Origin of the sequence: Martelella alba, from assembly GCF_006516955.1 — a bacterium.
In the GTDB taxonomy this organism is placed as follows: domain Bacteria; phylum Pseudomonadota; class Alphaproteobacteria; order Rhizobiales; family Rhizobiaceae; genus Martelella; species Martelella alba.
This window is the reverse complement of the sequence record NZ_VHLG01000007.1, coordinates 193639-210519: the sequence shown is the minus strand read 5'-3', so window position 1 is coordinate 210519 and position 16881 is coordinate 193639. Positions and strand designations below refer to the sequence as shown.

The following is a 16881-nucleotide window of genomic DNA, read 5'->3' as shown; positions in this document are numbered from 1 at the left end:
CGAAGTTTTTTGTCATTTTCCCGCAACAAAAGTGAAAATCGACACCAAAGACAGAACTAACCATTTGAATTAAAAGACTTAAAAAAGATAACCTATCATGTAAAGAGCGACAAAGCCCACCGCTGCGCCCCGTGGACGGTGTTCAGCGGAAGCTGCCAGCCGAGGAACTGCGATAGCGCTCCAGCGAAACCGGGCGGTCGGGTATCTCAACCCTAAAAAGCGTCCCCTGCCCGGCCTTTTCGACAAGTGCGATCGTTCCGCCATGAGCCAGCACGATTTCGCGGGCAATGGCCAGTCCAAGCCCCGTTCCGCCTGAACGGGCAGACCCGCGGAAGGCGGCGAAGAGATTCTCTCTGGCCTTTGCCGGCATGCCGGGCCCGGTATCATCCACCGTCAGCGCCACGACAGTTCCGTTGCGCTGCGCCGCGACGACAAGGCAGCAAAGCGCCTCCGGTTCGTCCGCCACCTGCTGGCGAAGCGCCTCGATGGCATTGCGACACAGGTTGAAGATGACGCGGAACAGCTGGTCGGGATCAGCATCAACCTCCAGCTCATCCGGCACCTGATTGATCCAGTCGATTCCCGCATCGCTGCCAATGTCCAGATAGCCATACACATCCTCGACCAGCAGACGAAGACGCAGAGCACTGCGCTTCGGTTCGGCTTCCGAGGCCTGGCCATAAGCCAGCACCGCCCGCGAATAGCCAGCTGCCCGGTCAATGGCGCGCAGCAGCTTCGGCGCGATACGCTTGACCACCGGATCATCTGCATCTGCAAGACGGTCTGACATCAGCTGTGCCGAGGAAAGAATATTGCGCATGTCATGATTGATTTTGGAAACGGCGAGCCCGAGTTCGGCGAGCCGCTTCTGCTGCTTCAGCGTCTTTTGCAGATCGGACTGCATCTCGGCCAGATGCTGTCCGGCAACACCAAGCTCATCCTGCGTCTCCTGCGGACGGAAGACCGATTCGGAAGCCTCGGGCTGTTCGGAAAAAGTCTGCATATTGGCGACAAGCTGTCTCAAGGGACGCACCAGAAGCACATTCAGCCGGAAATAGATCAGCATCGCCGTAACCGAGGCGAGCAGCACTGAAAGCAGGAAAACATTTCGGGCATAATGCAGGAGGGCGGTCCTCAGGCCCGCATCCGACGTCACCAGTTCGATAATCGCATCGCTGTCGCCGACAGGCCCGAAGAAACGGATAGTCCGGTCGCCGCCAAAGAGCAGTTCATCAAAGGCATCCAGCACCGCCTCGAACGGACCGACATCGGCAAGATCATACTGGCGGTCGACGCTGGGGGGCATATCTGCCATGGCAAGAAGCTGCGACATACCGTCCTTGCGCAGCACGATTGCCTTGGTGCCGGTTGCCATCAGCGTCTCGTCCTGCAAGGCGCGCGGCAGGGTCAGCGGCTGAAGACCGTCGATCACCGTCACGGCACCAGCGGCGGAGGCAAGGCGGTCTTCGAGATAGCGAAGCCGCATGCCGGCGACGGAGGGGACAAAGACAATCACGGCCGCCAGCATGATGATGGCGACCGTCAGAACAAGAATCTTGCCCGATAGCCCGGCAAGCAGTCCCGGCATGGCCGGACGACCTGCCTGATGCTTGTCATCTGCTTTCCGATCATCCTGTCGCCAATGCATCGCGCACGCATTCCCGTTCAAAATCACGGCTATTCTAGCCCAAGCGCTTCAAATAGCGAAACAAGGGCAGTTTTTTATCACAGAAATGACGAAAAAGCGGCGACACAGGCGATAGATCAGTGCCGAAGAGATATCGAAGATTGACACTTCGCCACCCCTTCCCTTATAAGCCGCGCAGTTTCAGCGCCCGCTATCAAGCGTTTTCGCATGTGGATGCTGCAAGCCAATCACCAAGTCGCTGACTGCTCCCTTGAAGGAGCACATCAAGAAGGGCCGCACACCGCGGTATTAAACAAATGTCGACGAAGCGTACATACCAACCTTCCAAGCTGGTCCGCAAGCGCCGCCACGGCTTCCGTGCGCGCATGGCAACCAAGGGCGGCCGTGCCGTTCTCGCAGCGCGCCGCACCCGCGGTCGCAAGCGTCTTTCGGCCTGAGGCCTTCTAGGCCGTTATGGCCGGGTCAGACCCGAAAAAGCTGAAGAAACATGCTGTCGGACGGCTGAAAAGCCGTCCGCAGTTTTTGGCTGTTCAAAAGGGCGAGCGCCGCAAAGGGCGTTACTTTCTTGTGGAAGTCCTTGATCGCCATGAACCGGACGGAGAAGCCCGGGTCGGCTTCACCGTCACGAAACGCCAGGGGAATGCCGTCGAGCGCAACCGCATGCGCCGACGCCTGAAAGAAGCCGTGCGTCTGGACGCCGGATTTGCAATGCGCCCCGGTTGCGATTATGTCGTAGTGGCCCGGCGGGACAGCCTCAATGCGCCTTTTGAAAAGCTTTCGGCAGCATTGCGGGAACGTGTCCGTCAGGCGCCGAAAACCGGACAAAGTTCCACGGTGTCTGCACCAGGAAGAGAAGATGGAAAATAACCGCAATTACATCATTGCGATCGCGCTTTCGGTGGTGATCGTGCTGGGCTGGCAGGTCTTCTTCATGGGCCCGCGCGTCGAAGCCCAGAGGCAAGCACAGGAGCAGGCCGCCGCCGAACAGGCCGCCCAGCAGCCGGCGACAACCGACACGACTTCGGGCGACAGCAATTCCGCATCTTCCGGCACCGCAACCGGCGGCGCTACGGGGATCACCAGCACGGCTACCCAGACGGCCAATGCGCCGCGTATCCCGCTGGAAACGCCTTCACTTGAAGGCTCGATCAATCTGGCCGGCGCGCGCGTCGACGACGTCAAGCTCAAGGATTACCACGTCACCGTGGACAAGACGAGCCCGATCGTCACGCTGTTCAGCCCCGCCAACACGCAGGATGGCTATTTCGCCGAACTCGGTTTCGTCCAGGGCGACAATTCCGGCAAGGTCCCGGGTCCCGACACCGTCTGGACGCTGGAAAAGGGCGATAAGCTGACACCGGACACACCGGTCACCATCAGCTACACCAATGATGCCGGCCTTACCTTCCACCGCGAAATCGCCATTGACGACAAGTATATGCTGACCTTCAAGGACAGCATCACCAATGACAGCGGCAAGGATGTCACCATCTCGCCCTATGGCCGCATAACCCGGTTCAACAAGCCGAATGAGCCGAGCGCATGGGTGCTGCATGAAGGCTTTCTCGGCGTCTTCGGCCAGGATGCAGGCGTCACCGAGGACACCTATAAATCCGTCGACAAGAGCAATGAGAGCTATTCCGACGCCACCGGCGGCTGGTTTGGCGTGACCGACAAATATTGGGGCACTGCGATCATTCCGCAGCCCGATGTTGCCTTCGACACGCGTTTCTCGCATTTCAATGATGGCCGCGCACGCTATCAGGCCGATTACAGCGGCGTGAAGCCGATCACGATCGCAGCAGGCAAGACCGGTGAACTGACCACGCGCGTCTTTGCCGGCGCCAAGGAAGTGCCGGTTCTGGACCGCTACCAGAAGAGCTACAACATTCCTCATTTCGACCGCATGATCGACTGGGGCTGGTTCTTCTTCATTACCAAGCCGCTGTTCCAGCTGATGGATTTCATCTATCGCCATGTCGGCAATTTCGGCGTCGCGATCCTGATCACCACGGTCATCATCAAGCTGATCTTCTTCCCGCTGGCCTCGAAGCAGTATGCCTCCATGGCCAATATGAAGCGCGTTCAGCCGAAAATGACCGAGCTGAAGGAACAGTATGGCGATGACCGCATGGGCCTGCAGAAGGCCATGATGGAGCTGTACAAGAAGGAAAAGATCAATCCGGTCGCTGGCTGCTGGCCGGTGCTGTTGCAGATCCCGATCTTCTTCTCGCTCTACAAGGTTCTCTACGTCACCATCGAAATGCGCCATGCGCCGTTCTTCGGCTGGATCCAGGACCTGTCTGCGCCTGACCCGACCACGGTGTTCAACCTGTTCGGCCTCCTGCCCTACAATGTCCCCGCAGCGCTGCATATCGGCGCCTGGCCGCTGATCATGGGCTTCACCATGTTCGTCCAGATGCGCATGAACCCGACGCCGCCGGACAAGACCCAAGCGATGATCTTCAACTGGATGCCGGTCGTGTTCACCTACATGCTGGCCAGCTTCCCGGCTGGTCTGGTGATCTACTATTCGTGGAACAACTCGCTGTCGATCCTGCAGCAGAGCATCATCATGAAGCGCCACGGCGCCAAGATCGAACTGTTCGACAATCTGAAGGGCATCATCAAACGGAAGAAACCAGCTTCCGAATAAGCCTCTGATCCAAGTAAAGCCCCGGCCCCTTGATCAGGACCGGGGCTTTCTTCAATCTGGCGCCCGGAGCATGTCTGTCAAAACGTCATGCTCCGGCGTGTTCTTTTCAGTCATTGCCAATGCAAGGGTGATTGCCACTTGCCGGACTTGCCCGAGGATGAAGCCCGATGACATCACAGACCTCAAACGCAACGGACGCCAAAGGCATGTTCGAACGGCCGTGGATCTTCATCCGGGGCGTGCCCTCGATGAAGTTCCTGCCGCCGGAAGGCCCGCCGGAGATCGCCTTTGCCGGACGTTCCAATGTCGGCAAGTCATCGTTGATCAACGCATTGGTGCGCCAGAAGGGCCTTGCCCGCACCTCCAACACGCCCGGACGAACGCAGGAACTGAACTATTTCGTCCCCGACGGCTATTCCGGCGCAGGCGACGATCTGCCACCCATGGCGCTGGTAGACATGCCGGGCTATGGTTATGCCCAGGCGCCGAAGGAACAGGTCGATGCCTGGACGCGGCTGGTCTTCGATTATCTGCGTGGCCGCGCGACGCTGAAGCGGGTCTATGTGCTGATCGACAGCCGCCATGGCATCAAGTCCAATGACGAGGACGTCCTGTCCCTGCTCGACAAGGCCGCCGTCTCCTATCAGATCGTTCTGACAAAGACCGACAAGATCAAGCCACCGGCCGTCACCAAGCTTCTGGCGGCAACGGCTGAAAAGATCCGCAAGCGTCCAGCCGCCTATCCGGAAATCCTGGCAACTTCATCGGAAAAGAACGACGGGCTCGACACGTTGCGCGAAGCGATTGCGCTCACCATCAGCCTCTGAAAAACCGCACCGACACAGGAAAGGGCCGCTCCGGGGAGCGCCTCAAACTTCTGACAAAGCCATTCATATTGCATGTTTGAGGTGGAATATCCCCTCCCTCCGTGGTCATCCCCGTGCTTGGTCCACGGGGATCCAGGCTCTTCTGGGCATTGGACTATAAGAGTCTTTCGCCGCGCGGACGCGCGTCGGCTGGATGCCTGTGACAAGCACAGGCATGACGTTAGAGAAGTGGCTAGTGTTTGTCAGCAATCTGAGGGCCGCTCCGGGGAGCGGCCCTTTCCGTACCGGCCAATCAGAAGGGGGGGCTTAGCTCGCCGGCAAGAGAACCTTGTCGATGACGTGAATGACGCCGTTGGACTGCTCGACATCGGCAATCGTCACATGCGCCATGCCACCGGCTTCATCCGTCAGCGTGATCGTTCCGTCCATCTCGCTCGCTTTGAGAACGCAACCGCCAACAGTCGGGACATCATGTTCGCCGCCGTCATCGGCGATCATTTTCTCGATCGCGGATGACATCGCATCGGCGGCGACCACATGGCAGGTGAGGATCTTGACCAGCTGATCCTTGTTTTCCGGCTTCAGCAGCGTTTCCACGGTCCCGTCCGGCAGTGCGGCGAACGCCTCATCGGTCGGCGCAAACACCGTGAAAGGACCTGGCCCTTCCAGCGTATCCACCAGACCGGCAGCCTTGACGGCAGCGACAAGCGTGGTGTGGTCGTTCGAATTGACGGCATTTTCGATGATGTTCTTGTCAGGATACATCGCCGCGCCGCCAACCATCGGATTGTCGGCAAATGCTGCTGTCGCACTCATGGCGATGATTGCGGATGCGGCCAGGCTCTTCAGGGTCATCGATCTCATTTCTGCGTCCTCCTTCGACGTCTCTCACTTCCTTCGTCACCCTTGAAAGGCCGTCCGGCCAGATCAAGGACTTGCAAGTGACTACGGCGCTCGGGCCCATGAGGATTGACCAAGGTGCGAACTTTCTTTCCAAGTCGCTGAATTAGCTTGATGATATATTTTATCCTTAGGCCTCGCTGCCCGCATAATCATCCGATTGGGCGGTGCACAGCCACCTGCTGCTGCCTTCGCTATTCACAGAGCGGCTGCTATGGGCTAAGAAACCGCGACCTCCTTAGACAGACAGGGACCACTGATGGAATTGTCGGAAAGCGAAGTTCAGGCGCGGCTTCTGGTGCAGGCCCTGCCCTATATGCAGAAATACGAAAACAAGACGATCGTCGTGAAATATGGCGGCCATGCCATGGGCGACGTCGAGCTTGGCCAGGCCTTTGCCAGCGACATAGCCCTCTTGAAGCAATCGGGCGTCAATCCGATCGTCGTGCATGGCGGCGGCCCGCAGATCGGCAACATGCTGAAGCGTCTTGGCATCGAATCGAAATTCGAGGGCGGTCTGCGCGTCACAGATCAGGCAACCGTCGAGATCGTCGAAATGGTGCTTGCCGGGTCGATCAACAAGGAAATCGTCGCGCTGATCAATCAGACCGGCGAATGGGCGATCGGTCTTTGCGGCAAGGACGGCAACATGGTTTTTGCCGAAAAAGCAAAGAAAACCATGATCGACCCCGATTCCAACATCGAGAAGGTCCTTGATCTCGGCTTTGTCGGCGAGGTCGTCAGTGTCGACACCACGCTGCTCGATCTTCTGGCCAAATCGGAAATGGTTCCGGTTATCGCTCCGGTCGCCCCCGGCAAGGATGGCCATACCTATAACATCAACGCCGACACTTTTGCCGGTGCCGTTGCCGGTGCGTTACGCGCCACGCGCCTGCTGTTTTTGACCGACGTTCCCGGCGTGCTCGACAAGAATGGCGAGCTGATCAAGGAACTGACCGTTGACCAGGCCCGCAAGCTGATTGCTGACGGCACGATTTCCGGTGGCATGATTCCGAAGGTCGAGACCTGTATCGACGCCATCGATGCCGGTGTCGAGGGGGTTGTCATCCTCAACGGCAAGGTCAAGCATTCCGTGCTTCTCGAAATCCTCACCAAGGGCGGCGCGGGCACTTTGATGACCCGCTGACGCCATCGGATCTGGACGAATGTGGGCCGCGTCTCAGTGTAGCTGGGGCGCGGCCTTTTCTGTGTCGGTGACGCGGGTCCTTGCACCATTTCCCGGTGTCCCCTTAAGCAGCAATGCGAGAAGCACAACGGCACAATAGGCGCAAAGGCTGTAGATGATCGCCTGCGCGAAGGCATCGCTATAAGCCAGATGCTGCCCACTGCCCCCAGCCGTCATGGCACCGATCCGCATGAAGAAGATCCCGCTGGAAATGGTGATGCCGAAAGCCCCGCCAAGCTGCTGCACGGCCTGTAGCGCGCCCGAAGCAGCACCCGCATCCTGATGCGGAACACCGGCCAGAATGGTCTGAAAGATCGAGGCGATCGCAACGCCGAGGCCAAATCCGGACACGAAAAGCGGTGCTGCAAGCTGAAGGGCGGGAACGACGTCACCAATCGTCAGCACTTCGCTGCGAACCCAGAATAGCCCGACCGCAAGCACAATGGTTCCGCCGATGACGCGAAGCTTTGAGGGAATGCGCCCGAGCCGGTCCCCCATAAAGGAGGCGATGAAAACGCCGATCGAAAACGGCACCGTGGTCAGGCCGGAATGCAGGGGTGTGAACTCAAAGCCGACCTGGAGGAACAGCGCCATGCAGAAAAAGAAACCCGGAATGGTCGAGAAGAAAAACACAGACATCGCCGCGCCGGCAACGAATTCGCGGCTTTTCATCAACGAAAAGGACAAAAGCTGCGGCCCGTCGGCCCGCGCCTGACGGCGCTGCCAGAGAATGAAGATCACCAGCAGCGGCAGAGCGGCAAACATCATGGCGAAGCACCAGAGCGGCCAGCCGAAGCTGCGGCCTTCCACCAGCGGGAAGATCAGGCAGAACATGGCCAGCGCCACCATAACAATCCCCGGATAGTCATTGCGCATGCCGGGGCGTCTTGGTGCATGCGGGATGAGTCTGCGGCCTGCAATCACCGCGAAAACGCCGATCGGCAGATTGATCAGAAAAATAGAACGCCAGCCGAGCCCAAAGACATCATAGTCAATCAGCAAACCGCCGATCACCGGCCCCAGCACAGTGGCAAGTCCTGCCGTCATGCCAAACATGCCGAAGGCGCGCGGACGCTCATGCGGGGCAAACATGACCGTCGCCAGCGCCAGCACCTGCGGCGTCATGACGGCGGCGGAAAGCCCCTGAAAGAAACGGGCGGCGACCAGAAGATAGGTTGTATGCGAAAGCCCGCAAAGACCGGATGCGATGGTGAAAAGCGACACGCCAACCAGAAAGATCTGGCGACGGCCGATAATGTCACCCAGCCTGCCGAAGGGCAGAAGACCCAGCGCGAAGACCAGCACATATCCGGCAACAATCCATTCAATCGCGCTGTCCGATGCCTTCAGGCCATTCTGGATCGATGGCAGGGCGACATTGACGATTGTCACGTCCAGCAGATTCATGAAGCTTGCACATAAAAGCACGGCCAGCGCTGCCCAGCGCCCCTTCAGCGCGTCCGGCTGAATTTCGTGCTCGGCCCCATCATTCGAAGCAGAGTTCATCGATGTTCTCCCCAGATGACGGTGCCAGAGCCGAGCGAACAAGTTCGGCAAATATGGCCGTCATATTGATTGCGCCGCCAGTCGCGGCGATGTCGGAATCCATGGAAATCAGAACGGAGACTATGATTGCGGCAAAGGCCGGCGCATCGAGATCAGCCCGAAACGTCCCCTCCTCTCGCCCCGCCTCAAGGATCGCCTCGATGCGCGCGCGCCAGCGTATCCGCATCGGCTGCAGAAAGGCCGCCACCTTCTCGTCACGCGCAGCATGGCGGGTCAGTTCCTGAAGCGCTGCAAGCTGTTCCTGACGACCCTGCCGGAGCTGACGATAGGACACAAATTCGCATCTCAACCGTTCCAGAGGTGTCATATCCGTCTTCAGCGTTTGCAGATGGGCCTCGGTGAATTCATCGCGAAGCTGCTCGGTCACAAGCTGCACCAGCCCGTCCTTGGAACTGACATGATAATGCAGCGTCGCGATATTGATGCCAACCCTGTCGGCAACCGCACGGGTTCTCAGTCCCTCAAGGCCCCGTTCGGCAATCAGCGAGCGGGCAGCAAGCGCAATCTCGCGCCGCCGGTCGCTGCCCGTTTCATATCTGGTCGTTTGCTTTTCCATCAATCAATCACTTGATTGGGAATCTCTTACTTGTCAAGACGCAAATCCGGGACACCGATCGCCGCAGATTTCACAGCAGTATGACCTCGGTTTCGCCATCCTCACTGCCCGCATGTTGACCGGGGCGGACCGCCGGAAGGAACCAGGCGGCGAAAAACACCGCTGCCGTGATGACCACCATATAGCTGAGGCAGGCAATAAAACCGGCGACATAGGCAGCCTCGGTTGCGGCACCGGCTGCCTGGCGAGCGGCGATCGTCGCGAAGAAAAGCTGGCTGGCAATGGCAATGCCGAGCGCGCTTCCCGCCTGCTGGATTGCCTGCAATGCCCCCGAGGCGGACCCGGCATCAGGCCCCGGCACCTCGGCCAGCATGGACTGAAACAGCGGCGAGACGGTGAAGCCGAGCGAAAAGCCGCCGATCAGCAAGCCGGGCGCGAAGGAAAAGACACCCGGCGTGCCGGAATGGCGCCAGACCATGAAAAGGATAAGCGCCAGCCCCGATGTCATCAGCGCTGCACCAACCAGGATGCGACCTTTCAGAAAATTGTCCGACAGCCTGCGATTGGTAAAGGCTGCCATGAAAGCACCAATCGGAAAGGGAATGGTCGCCAGCCCCGCCTGAAGCGGCGTGAAGCCGAAACCCTGCTGCAAGAAGATCGCGAAGGTCATAAACAGGCCCGCGGGCGTGGAATAAAACAGAAAGGAGATAATCCCGCCCAGCACATAGGCATGCGTATGCATCAGCGAAACCGGCAGCAGCTGCTCGCGCCCTGCATCGGCCCGCCGCTTTTCCCAAAAGTAGAATCCGGCGAAGAAAGGCAGCGAAGCCAGAAGCATCGCGAAAGTCCAGAGCGGCCAGCCGAAACGGCGCCCTTCGACCAGCGGAAAGATCAGCAACAGGAAGGCGAGCGCAACAATCATGACGCCCGGCTTGTCGAGTTTCAGTCCGCGTTGCGCCGGAAAACGCGGAATCAGCACGCTACCGGCAATGACGGCAATAATGCCCACTGGCACGTTGATGTAGAAGATCGAACGCCAGCCCATGTCGAACAGGTTGACCGCAATCAGCCAGCCGCCGATCAGCGGTCCACTGACAATGGCGATACCGCTGGTGATGCCGAACATCGAAAAGGCGGCCGAACGCTCCTTGGAGACAAACATATCCTGCACCAGTGAGAGAACCTGGGGCGCCATGATGGCAGCACCGAGCCCCTGCATCAGCCGGGCAGCGATCAGAAATCCGATATTGGGTGCGGCACCGGAGAGGGCCGAAGACAGCGTGAAAAAGGCAACGCCACCGAGAAACAGCTGCTTCTTGCCGTAGATGTCGCCGAGCCGTCCGCAGGGCATCAGCGCCAGCGCAAAGACCAGCACGTAGCCCGCGACAATCCATTCAATCGAGCTTGAATGCGCATTCAGGTCCTTCTGGATCACCGGCAGCGCCACATTGACGATCGTCGCATCGAGCAGGTTCATGAAGGTGGCGGCGATCAACACACCCATGGCCACCCATCGCCCCGGATACCCTTGCGTCGATTGGGCTTCAGCTGTCGGCATCTGGCGTTCCCCTCACGCTTTTGCAGCAAACGGCAAGCCAGATTTCGCTTGCCGCTCGTGTTCTTCCCCTTTCTATCCTTTGGAGAGAGTTTTGTCTGAAGTCAACCTTAAGGATATTAGGTGAGAAGCAGGGCCAGGACGCCGGAAACGATCAGCAGGCAACCAAGAAGCTCCGCCCGGGTGATCTTCTCCTTGAAGATGAAGACTGACGTCGCGAAGGTGAACAGCATCTCCACCTGTGCCACCGCCTTGACAATCGCCGCCTGCTGCATTGTCATTGCAGAAAACCAGCCGAAGGAGGCTGTTGCCCCGACAAAACCGACAGCCAGTGCCGGTTTCCATGCCGCAAGAACCCGGACAAGCTCGCCGCGATCAAAGGCCAGCATCCAGGCCAGCATAGCGACCGTCTGAACCACGATGACAATGGCGAGCGTAAAAGAGGCCTGCATGATACTGTCAGGCGCGGGCAGGCTTGGCGCGAGCGATAGCGAGGCGGCGCGATAGGCAACCGCGGAAAGCCCGAACAGCGTGCCCGAAAAGATGCCGATCGCCGCAGTTCTCGAAAAGACCGCCCCGGCAATCGATTTCAGGCTGAGTGCGCTGCGCGAAAGCGAGATCAGTACCACACCGGCGATCGATATCAGGATAGCGATAATCGCCCCGCCGGAAATCCGGTCGCCGAGAAACAGAAAGCCGATCACCGCCGCCTGCGCCGGCTCTGTGCGGGAATAGGCCGTGCCCACCGCGAAATTACGGAATGAGAACATGTAGACAAGCAGAAAGGTCGCGGCGATCTGTGCAAAGGCACCGACAAGCGCCCAGACGGCAAAACTGGCGTTCGGCGATGGTATCGGCCGGGCAAGCGGTCCGGCCAGAACAAAGAGGTAGAGCAGTGCGAAGGGCAGGCCGAAACCGAAACGGGTGAAAGTGGCCCCCAAAGTGGCCATCCGGCCCTTCAGATATTTCTGCAGGGTCGAGCGCATATTCTGCAGAAAGGCGCTGACCAGCGTGATGATAACCCATAATTCCATGGGAGAAGTCCTTGCTATTCCAGCCATCCGGCCCGCAGACAGAGCGGCCGGATCGTGATCGTTGTCGAAGAAAGGATGCCGCGCAACACACGCAGCCATCAACGATCAGAAAAGACGGCCCTGGCTGGAGCCGGTGAAAAAAGCTGAAAAGCGCTGCGGCATGCGTCTGCGGTCGTGCAGGACGACGCAGGTAATTCCGCATTCTGCTGTGCGCGTGAGCTTGGACATGACATCTTTCCTATCAGCTTTTGCCGATCCACAAAAGACTCAAGATGCGGCGCCGTGCCGCAAGGCTGCCCACCGCTGAAAATTGGCATTTTCCAATTCACCGGCCTCTGCCATAACTGACAACCATGACAGATCTTGCAAAAATGCCGGCCAAAGCCGATTTCACCCATATTGAGGACTGGGTCTTCGATCTCGACAACACGCTCTATCCGCACGAGATCAACCTGTTTTCTCAGATTGACCGCAACATGACCGCCTATGTGGCGGCACTGTTGCAACTCGATCCTGTGGCCGCACGCCGGCTGCAGAAGGACTATTACCGCGATCACGGAACGACGCTTCAGGGCCTGATGATCCATCACGGTATTGATCCGGATGATTTCCTCGAAAAGGCCCATGCCATCGACTACTCGGTCGTACCCGCCAATCCGGCGCTGGGTAACGCGATCAAGGCCCTGCCGGGCCGCAAGCACATCTTCACCAATGGTTCCGTTGCCCATGCCGAAAAGACTGCGGCCGCGCTCGGTATTCTCGATCATTTCGACCGTGTTTTCGATATCGCCGCCAGCAATTTCGTTCCGAAACCTGCCGAAGCCGCCTATGCCGCTTTCCTCAGCGATAGCGGCATCGATACGCGCCGCGCCGCCATGTTTGAAGATCTGCCGCGCAATCTCGCTCAGCCCAAGGCACTTGGCATGACCACGGTTCTCGTCGTGCCACAGAACCTCGAATACGGCTCATCCCAGGCCTTTGAGCGAGCGACCGGCGATACAAACCATATCGACTATTTGACCGACAACCTCGCAGGCTTCGTCGGCGCAGTGGCGCAGCTTTTCAGTCATGGTTAAGAATTCGTGAATGAATGAAGCGTAAGCCTACCTTTCCAAAGCTTAATTGGCAGGCCCCGTCTCGCGGTCATAATATCATGATGCCGAGAGGACCCCGAAGAGGAAACAGTCGATGAATGCGAAACGTTTCACCCTCACTGCCTTTCTTGCTACCGCCGCCCTTGGGGCGCTGACCCTGCCGGGCTTTGCCGACCAGGGACCAGAGCACACCATCGGCCCGCAAAGGCAGGGTGAGGCCTTTATCTTTCTCCTGAAAAACGCCGATACCGACAAGAATGGCCAGATCACCAAGGATGAAATGGATGCCTGGCGCGCCGCAACCTTCGCCGCGATCGATGCCAATGGCGATGGCGTGATCACGCCCGGCGAGTTTTCCGACTATCGCAAAGCCAAAAGACAGGCCTTCCGCGATGCCCATCCACAACCGGGGCCGAGCATATCAGATGGCACAGACAAGGCGACAGCAGACGCAGCGCCCTCCGCTGAGGGCACGCCGCCGCCGCCCGCAGCGAACCAGCAGGCTGTGCCACCACCGCCGCCTTCCGGGATGATGGCCAGGCGCAGCGCCGGCCCGGATGGCATGCCGCCGCCCGGCGCCCATATGCCGCACCGCATGATGATGGCCGATGGCGACGAACGCGGATATCCGCAGCGCGGCTGGCATCATGGCGACATGGGCGGCTTCGGTCCGGGCAGCATGCACCCGATGGCACCGGATGATCCGGGCATGATGAGGGACCATCACGGCGCGATGATGGGCCATATCTTCTTTGCCCGTGCCGATGTTGACCGCTCCGGCCAGGTCAGCAAGGATGAGTTCATGGCGCTTGGCGATGCCATGTTCGCCCGTCTCGACACCAATGGCGATCTTGTCATCACCGTTGATGATCTGCCCGACAGGCCCTGGCACTGAACAAGCGCTCTCGGTGCATCTGAAATCAAGAAACCGCGCCTTTCCTGCGAAAGCGCGGTTTTTCCGTGACGCCAGTCAAAAGGATGGGCTTTTTGCAGCCGTCATTTGCGGGCGAAGATTGACGCATCGCCGAGCCTCGCTTAGACCGATTTCAACGGCCGAAGCAGCGACACCGCGCGCTCGGAGCAAATTGTGCTCCAGCCTGCCTGCATGACAACAAAGGAATTGAGATGACCGACCTGACCGCACTTGAACACACGATCGAGGCCGCTTTCGAAAACCGCGCCGACGTGACTATCAGCACCAAGGGCGAAATTCGTGAAGCAGTCGAGGTTTCGCTGAACCTGCTCGATAGCGGCAAGGCCCGTGTGGCCGAAAAGCTTGAAGGCGGCGAATGGAAGGTCAATCAGTGGCTCAAGAAGGCGGTGCTGCTTTCCTTCCGCCTGAACGATATGGACGTCGTCAAGGGCGGACCGGACAATGCCACCTGGTGGGACAAGGTTCCCTCCAAGTTCGAGGGTTGGGGCGAAAACCAGTTTCGCGCCGCCGGCTTCCGCGCCGTGCCGAACGCGGTCGTGCGCCGCTCGGCCTATATCGCGCCCGGCGTCGTGCTGATGCCCTCTTTCGTCAATCTCGGCGCCTATGTCGATGAAGGAACCATGGTCGACACCTGGGCAACCGTCGGCTCCTGCGCCCAGATCGGCAAGCATGTTCACCTTTCCGGCGGCGTCGGCATTGGCGGCGTGCTGGAACCCATGCAGGCCGGCCCGACCATCATTGAAGACAATTGCTTTATCGGCGCCCGTTCCGAAGTGGTTGAAGGCTGCATCGTGCGCGAGGGTTCGGTTCTCGGCATGGGCGTTTTCATCGGCAAGTCGACCAAGATCGTTGACCGCGCCACCGGCGAGATCACCTATGGCGAAGTCCCGCCCTATTCGGTCGTCGTCGCCGGCACCCTGCCGGCCGCCAAGCCGATGGGCAATGGCCAGCCCGGCCCCGGCCTCTATTGCGCCGTGATCGTCAAGCGCGTCGATGAGCGCACCCGCTCCAAGACCGGCATCAACGAATTGCTGCGCGACTAAACCGCAGCCTTTCCGACTTTAGCCCTTTCAGTCCCGGCCAATTCAGGCAGACTGAAAGGGCCATTCAGAACCGCTTCCGCAAGTCAGCTACCAGATTGAACGCATGACCGAGACAAATCCCGTCAAGAATCTCGCCGCTCTGATCCGCTGCCCGTCGGTAACACCGGCCGAAGGCGGCGCACTGACCGCCCTTGAGACAATGCTGAGCCCGCTCGGCTTTGCCGTGACGCGCATGATCGAGACCACACCTGGCACACCGGATGTGGAAAATCTCTATGCCCGGCTTGGTTCTGAGGGCCCGCATCTGATGTTTGCCGGCCACACCGATGTTGTCCCGCCAGGCGCGGAGGCATCCTGGACCCACCCGCCCTTTGCCGCCGAGATTGCCGACGGCAAGCTATATGGCCGTGGTGCGGTCGACATGAAGGGCGGCATTGCCTGTTTCGTCGCAGCGATTGCCCGCGTCATCGACCGTCATGGCCCCCTGCCCGGCTCGGTATCACTGCTGATCACCGGTGATGAGGAAGGTCCCTCGATCAACGGCACCGACAAGCTTTTGCAATGGGCAGCCGCGCGCGGCGAAAAGTGGGATGGCGCCCTTGTCGGCGAGCCGACCAATCCCGATACGCTCGGAGACATGATCAAGATCGGCCGTCGTGGCTCGCTCTCCGGCCGGGTCACCGTCATCGGACAGCAGGGCCATGTCGCCTATCCGCATCTTGCCGACAATCCCCTGCGCGGCATGGCAGCGGTGATGACCGCACTCATGGGCAAGCCCTTTGACGCCGGTAGCGACAATTTCCCGCCCTCCAACCTTGAGATCACCTCGGTCGATACCGGCAACCCGGCAACCAATGTGATTCCGCAGTCCGCAAGCGCGGTCTTCAACATCCGCTTCAACGATCACTGGAGCGAGGACACGCTGAAGGCCGAGATTATCGCCCGTCTCGACGAGGCGCTCGCCAATGCGCCGCTCCGGCCTGAAGCAGGCCGGGCGGCCTATACGATCGAATGGCTTGGCCGCACCAGCCATGTCTTTCTGACCCGCGACAACCGGCTTGCAGGCAGCCTGGCAACCGCCATTGAGGATGTAACCGGCAATGTGCCGAAGCTGTCCACAACCGGCGGCACCTCCGATGCCCGTTTCATCAAGGACTATTGCCCTGTGGTGGAATTCGGCCTTGTCGGCCAGACCATGCACAAGATCGACGAGCATGTCGCTTTGTCTGACCTCGAAACACTGACGCAAATCTACGAGACCTTCATCGACAGGTGGTTTGAGCTTGCCGACAATCGCTGAAATCCGGTTCTATCTGAAAGGCCTGTGGCTGCTCTTCAAGGGCAGTGCCACGGCCTATCACTATCTTGATTTCACGGAACGGGGCTTCAAGCGCTCATTCTGGGCCTTTGTCATCTGCCTGCCCTTCATGGTTCTGTCGAGCCTGTTGAGCCTGACCGACAGCGCCGGAAACGGCGTCGCCTTTACCGGACTTCTCGTCTTCCGCACCATTGTGATCCAGACAGTCAGCTGGATCGTTCCACTGGTCGCCATCGCACTTGTCTGCCACTTTTCCGGTCAGGCGAAATCCTTCTTCCGCATCGTCATCGCCTCCAACTGGCTGAGTGTGCCGGTCAATGTCGTCGCGGCCATGCTCATCATCGCCATCGCGCTGCTGGGCCAGGCTTTCCTCGTTCCGCTGATCATCCTACTCCAGGTGGTTATTTTTGGCGCTTTTCTTTTTGAAATCAGACTGTTCTACGTTTTGCTTGAAGACCGTCCCCTGCCGACCGCCGCGGCAATCCTGGCCTCAGTGGTCACCACACTGGTGATCAGCGATTTCGGCACGCGTTACATGCTTGGCGGCTGAACCGGGCAGTCCGC

17 protein-coding genes are annotated in these 16881 nt (G+C 59.2%); 10 read left to right on the top strand and 7 right to left on the bottom strand.

The window, feature by feature from the left end; all coding sequences use genetic code 11:
• Nucleotides 1-142: 142 nt before the first annotated feature.
• Nucleotides 143-1648, bottom strand: coding sequence for a sensor histidine kinase (locus tag FJU08_RS12615; protein WP_407943708.1), 1506 nt, complete (start codon nucleotides 1646-1648; stop codon nucleotides 143-145).
• Between the two features lie 296 nt (nucleotides 1649-1944).
• Between FJU08_RS12615 and rpmH the strand changes: the two genes are divergently transcribed.
• The 4 genes from rpmH (at nucleotide 1945) to yihA (ending at nucleotide 5131) form a co-directional block, all read left to right on the top strand.
• On the top strand, nucleotides 1945-2085 hold the full coding sequence (gene rpmH, locus FJU08_RS12610; RefSeq protein ID WP_141149362.1) for a 50S ribosomal protein L34: 141 nt from the start codon (nucleotides 1945-1947) through the stop codon (nucleotides 2083-2085).
• Nucleotides 2086-2101: 16 nt separating this feature from the next.
• Nucleotides 2102-2515: a ribonuclease P protein component gene (gene rnpA, locus FJU08_RS12605; protein WP_141149361.1), complete on the top strand. Its 414-nt coding sequence runs from the start codon at nucleotides 2102-2104 to the stop codon at nucleotides 2513-2515.
• Complete coding sequence (gene yidC / locus FJU08_RS12600) at nucleotides 2505-4304, top strand: membrane protein insertase YidC (RefSeq protein WP_141149360.1); 1800 nt, start codon at nucleotides 2505-2507, stop codon at nucleotides 4302-4304. Before rnpA ends, yidC begins: the two co-directional genes overlap by 11 nt.
• A 167-nt stretch (nucleotides 4305-4471) precedes the next feature.
• Nucleotides 4472-5131: a ribosome biogenesis GTP-binding protein YihA/YsxC gene (gene yihA, locus FJU08_RS12595; protein ID WP_141149359.1), complete on the top strand. Its 660-nt coding sequence runs from the start codon at nucleotides 4472-4474 to the stop codon at nucleotides 5129-5131.
• A gap of 306 nt (nucleotides 5132-5437) precedes the next feature.
• Here the strand turns inward: yihA and FJU08_RS12590 are convergent, their stop codons facing one another.
• Nucleotides 5438-5995 carry a fasciclin domain-containing protein gene (locus FJU08_RS12590; protein WP_141149358.1) on the bottom strand — a complete coding sequence of 186 codons (558 nt, stop codon included), beginning with the start codon at nucleotides 5993-5995 and terminating at the stop codon, nucleotides 5438-5440.
• Between the two features lie 295 nt (nucleotides 5996-6290).
• Here FJU08_RS12590 and argB point away from each other — a divergent pair, with 295 nt between their 5' ends.
• Complete coding sequence (argB, locus tag FJU08_RS12585; protein WP_141149357.1) at nucleotides 6291-7178, top strand: acetylglutamate kinase; 888 nt, start codon at nucleotides 6291-6293, stop codon at nucleotides 7176-7178.
• A gap of 33 nt (nucleotides 7179-7211) precedes the next feature.
• Here the strand turns inward: argB and FJU08_RS12580 are convergent, their stop codons facing one another.
• The 5 genes from FJU08_RS12580 to FJU08_RS23205 form a co-directional block, all read right to left on the bottom strand.
• On the bottom strand, nucleotides 7212-8723 hold the full coding sequence (locus tag FJU08_RS12580) for an MFS transporter (protein ID WP_141149356.1): 1512 nt from the start codon (nucleotides 8721-8723) through the stop codon (nucleotides 7212-7214).
• Nucleotides 8704-9339, bottom strand: coding sequence for a TetR/AcrR family transcriptional regulator (locus FJU08_RS12575; RefSeq protein WP_141149355.1), 636 nt, complete (start codon nucleotides 9337-9339; stop codon nucleotides 8704-8706). Before FJU08_RS12575 ends, FJU08_RS12580 begins: the two co-directional genes overlap by 20 nt.
• 70 nt (nucleotides 9340-9409) lie before the next feature.
• Nucleotides 9410-10897 (bottom strand): MFS transporter, encoded by a 1488-nt coding sequence (locus tag FJU08_RS12570; RefSeq protein ID WP_141149354.1) that lies wholly within the window; start codon nucleotides 10895-10897, stop codon nucleotides 9410-9412.
• A 116-nt stretch (nucleotides 10898-11013) separates the two neighbouring features.
• Nucleotides 11014-11928 (bottom strand): DMT family transporter, encoded by a 915-nt coding sequence (locus FJU08_RS12565; RefSeq protein WP_141149353.1) that lies wholly within the window; start codon nucleotides 11926-11928, stop codon nucleotides 11014-11016.
• 105 nt (nucleotides 11929-12033) lie between these two features.
• Nucleotides 12034-12156: a hypothetical protein gene (locus tag FJU08_RS23205; RefSeq protein WP_268932136.1), complete on the bottom strand. Its 123-nt coding sequence runs from the start codon at nucleotides 12154-12156 to the stop codon at nucleotides 12034-12036.
• Nucleotides 12157-12281: 125 nt separating this feature from the next.
• On the opposite strand from FJU08_RS23205, the gene FJU08_RS12560 reads away from it, so the two are divergent.
• The 5 genes from FJU08_RS12560 (at nucleotide 12282) to FJU08_RS12540 (ending at nucleotide 16867) form a co-directional block, all read left to right on the top strand.
• Entirely contained in the window at nucleotides 12282-13004 is a 723-nt protein-coding gene (locus FJU08_RS12560; RefSeq protein ID WP_141149352.1) for a pyrimidine 5'-nucleotidase, read from the top strand.
• 112 nt (nucleotides 13005-13116) lie between these two features.
• Nucleotides 13117-13917 (top strand): hypothetical protein, encoded by an 801-nt coding sequence (locus FJU08_RS12555; RefSeq protein WP_141149351.1) that lies wholly within the window; start codon nucleotides 13117-13119, stop codon nucleotides 13915-13917.
• A gap of 230 nt (nucleotides 13918-14147) precedes the next feature.
• The gene (gene dapD / locus FJU08_RS12550; RefSeq protein WP_181409839.1) at nucleotides 14148-14999 is read left to right on the top strand and encodes a 2,3,4,5-tetrahydropyridine-2,6-dicarboxylate N-succinyltransferase; all 852 of its coding nucleotides are present in this window, start codon (nucleotides 14148-14150) and stop codon (nucleotides 14997-14999) included.
• Between the two features lie 103 nt (nucleotides 15000-15102).
• Complete coding sequence (dapE, locus tag FJU08_RS12545; protein WP_141149349.1) at nucleotides 15103-16299, top strand: succinyl-diaminopimelate desuccinylase; 1197 nt, start codon at nucleotides 15103-15105, stop codon at nucleotides 16297-16299.
• Entirely contained in the window at nucleotides 16283-16867 is a 585-nt protein-coding gene (locus FJU08_RS12540) for a hypothetical protein (protein ID WP_141149348.1), read from the top strand. Before dapE ends, FJU08_RS12540 begins: the two co-directional genes overlap by 17 nt.
• Nucleotides 16868-16881: the final 14 nt, after the last annotated feature.

What these genes read in the sequence shown, in the direction of transcription:
- argB (WP_141149357.1), top strand. Translation starts at nt 6,291, where the DNA reads ATGGAATTGTCGGAAAGCGAAGTTCAGGCGCGGCTTCTGGTGCAGGCC.
- FJU08_RS12580 (WP_141149356.1), bottom strand. Translation starts at nt 8,723, where the DNA reads ATGAACTCTGCTTCGAATGATGGGGCCGAGCACGAAATTCAGCCGGAC.
- rpmH (WP_141149362.1), top strand. Translation starts at nt 1,945, where the DNA reads ATGTCGACGAAGCGTACATACCAACCTTCCAAGCTGGTCCGCAAGCGC.
- rnpA (WP_141149361.1), top strand. Translation starts at nt 2,102, where the DNA reads ATGGCCGGGTCAGACCCGAAAAAGCTGAAGAAACATGCTGTCGGACGG.
- FJU08_RS12565 (WP_141149353.1), bottom strand. Translation starts at nt 11,928, where the DNA reads ATGGAATTATGGGTTATCATCACGCTGGTCAGCGCCTTTCTGCAGAAT.
- FJU08_RS12615 (WP_407943708.1), bottom strand. Translation starts at nt 1,648, where the DNA reads ATGCATTGGCGACAGGATGATCGGAAAGCAGATGACAAGCATCAGGCA.
- FJU08_RS12590 (WP_141149358.1), bottom strand. Translation starts at nt 5,995, where the DNA reads ATGAGATCGATGACCCTGAAGAGCCTGGCCGCATCCGCAATCATCGCC.
- FJU08_RS12555 (WP_141149351.1), top strand. Translation starts at nt 13,117, where the DNA reads ATGAATGCGAAACGTTTCACCCTCACTGCCTTTCTTGCTACCGCCGCC.
- dapE (WP_141149349.1), top strand. Translation starts at nt 15,103, where the DNA reads ATGACCGAGACAAATCCCGTCAAGAATCTCGCCGCTCTGATCCGCTGC.
- FJU08_RS12570 (WP_141149354.1), bottom strand. Translation starts at nt 10,897, where the DNA reads ATGCCGACAGCTGAAGCCCAATCGACGCAAGGGTATCCGGGGCGATGG.
- dapD (WP_181409839.1), top strand. Translation starts at nt 14,148, where the DNA reads ATGACCGACCTGACCGCACTTGAACACACGATCGAGGCCGCTTTCGAA.
- FJU08_RS12560 (WP_141149352.1), top strand. Translation starts at nt 12,282, where the DNA reads ATGACAGATCTTGCAAAAATGCCGGCCAAAGCCGATTTCACCCATATT.
- FJU08_RS12575 (WP_141149355.1), bottom strand. Translation starts at nt 9,339, where the DNA reads ATGGAAAAGCAAACGACCAGATATGAAACGGGCAGCGACCGGCGGCGC.
- yidC (WP_141149360.1), top strand. Translation starts at nt 2,505, where the DNA reads ATGGAAAATAACCGCAATTACATCATTGCGATCGCGCTTTCGGTGGTG.
- yihA (WP_141149359.1), top strand. Translation starts at nt 4,472, where the DNA reads ATGACATCACAGACCTCAAACGCAACGGACGCCAAAGGCATGTTCGAA.
- FJU08_RS23205 (WP_268932136.1), bottom strand. Translation starts at nt 12,156, where the DNA reads ATGTCCAAGCTCACGCGCACAGCAGAATGCGGAATTACCTGCGTCGTC.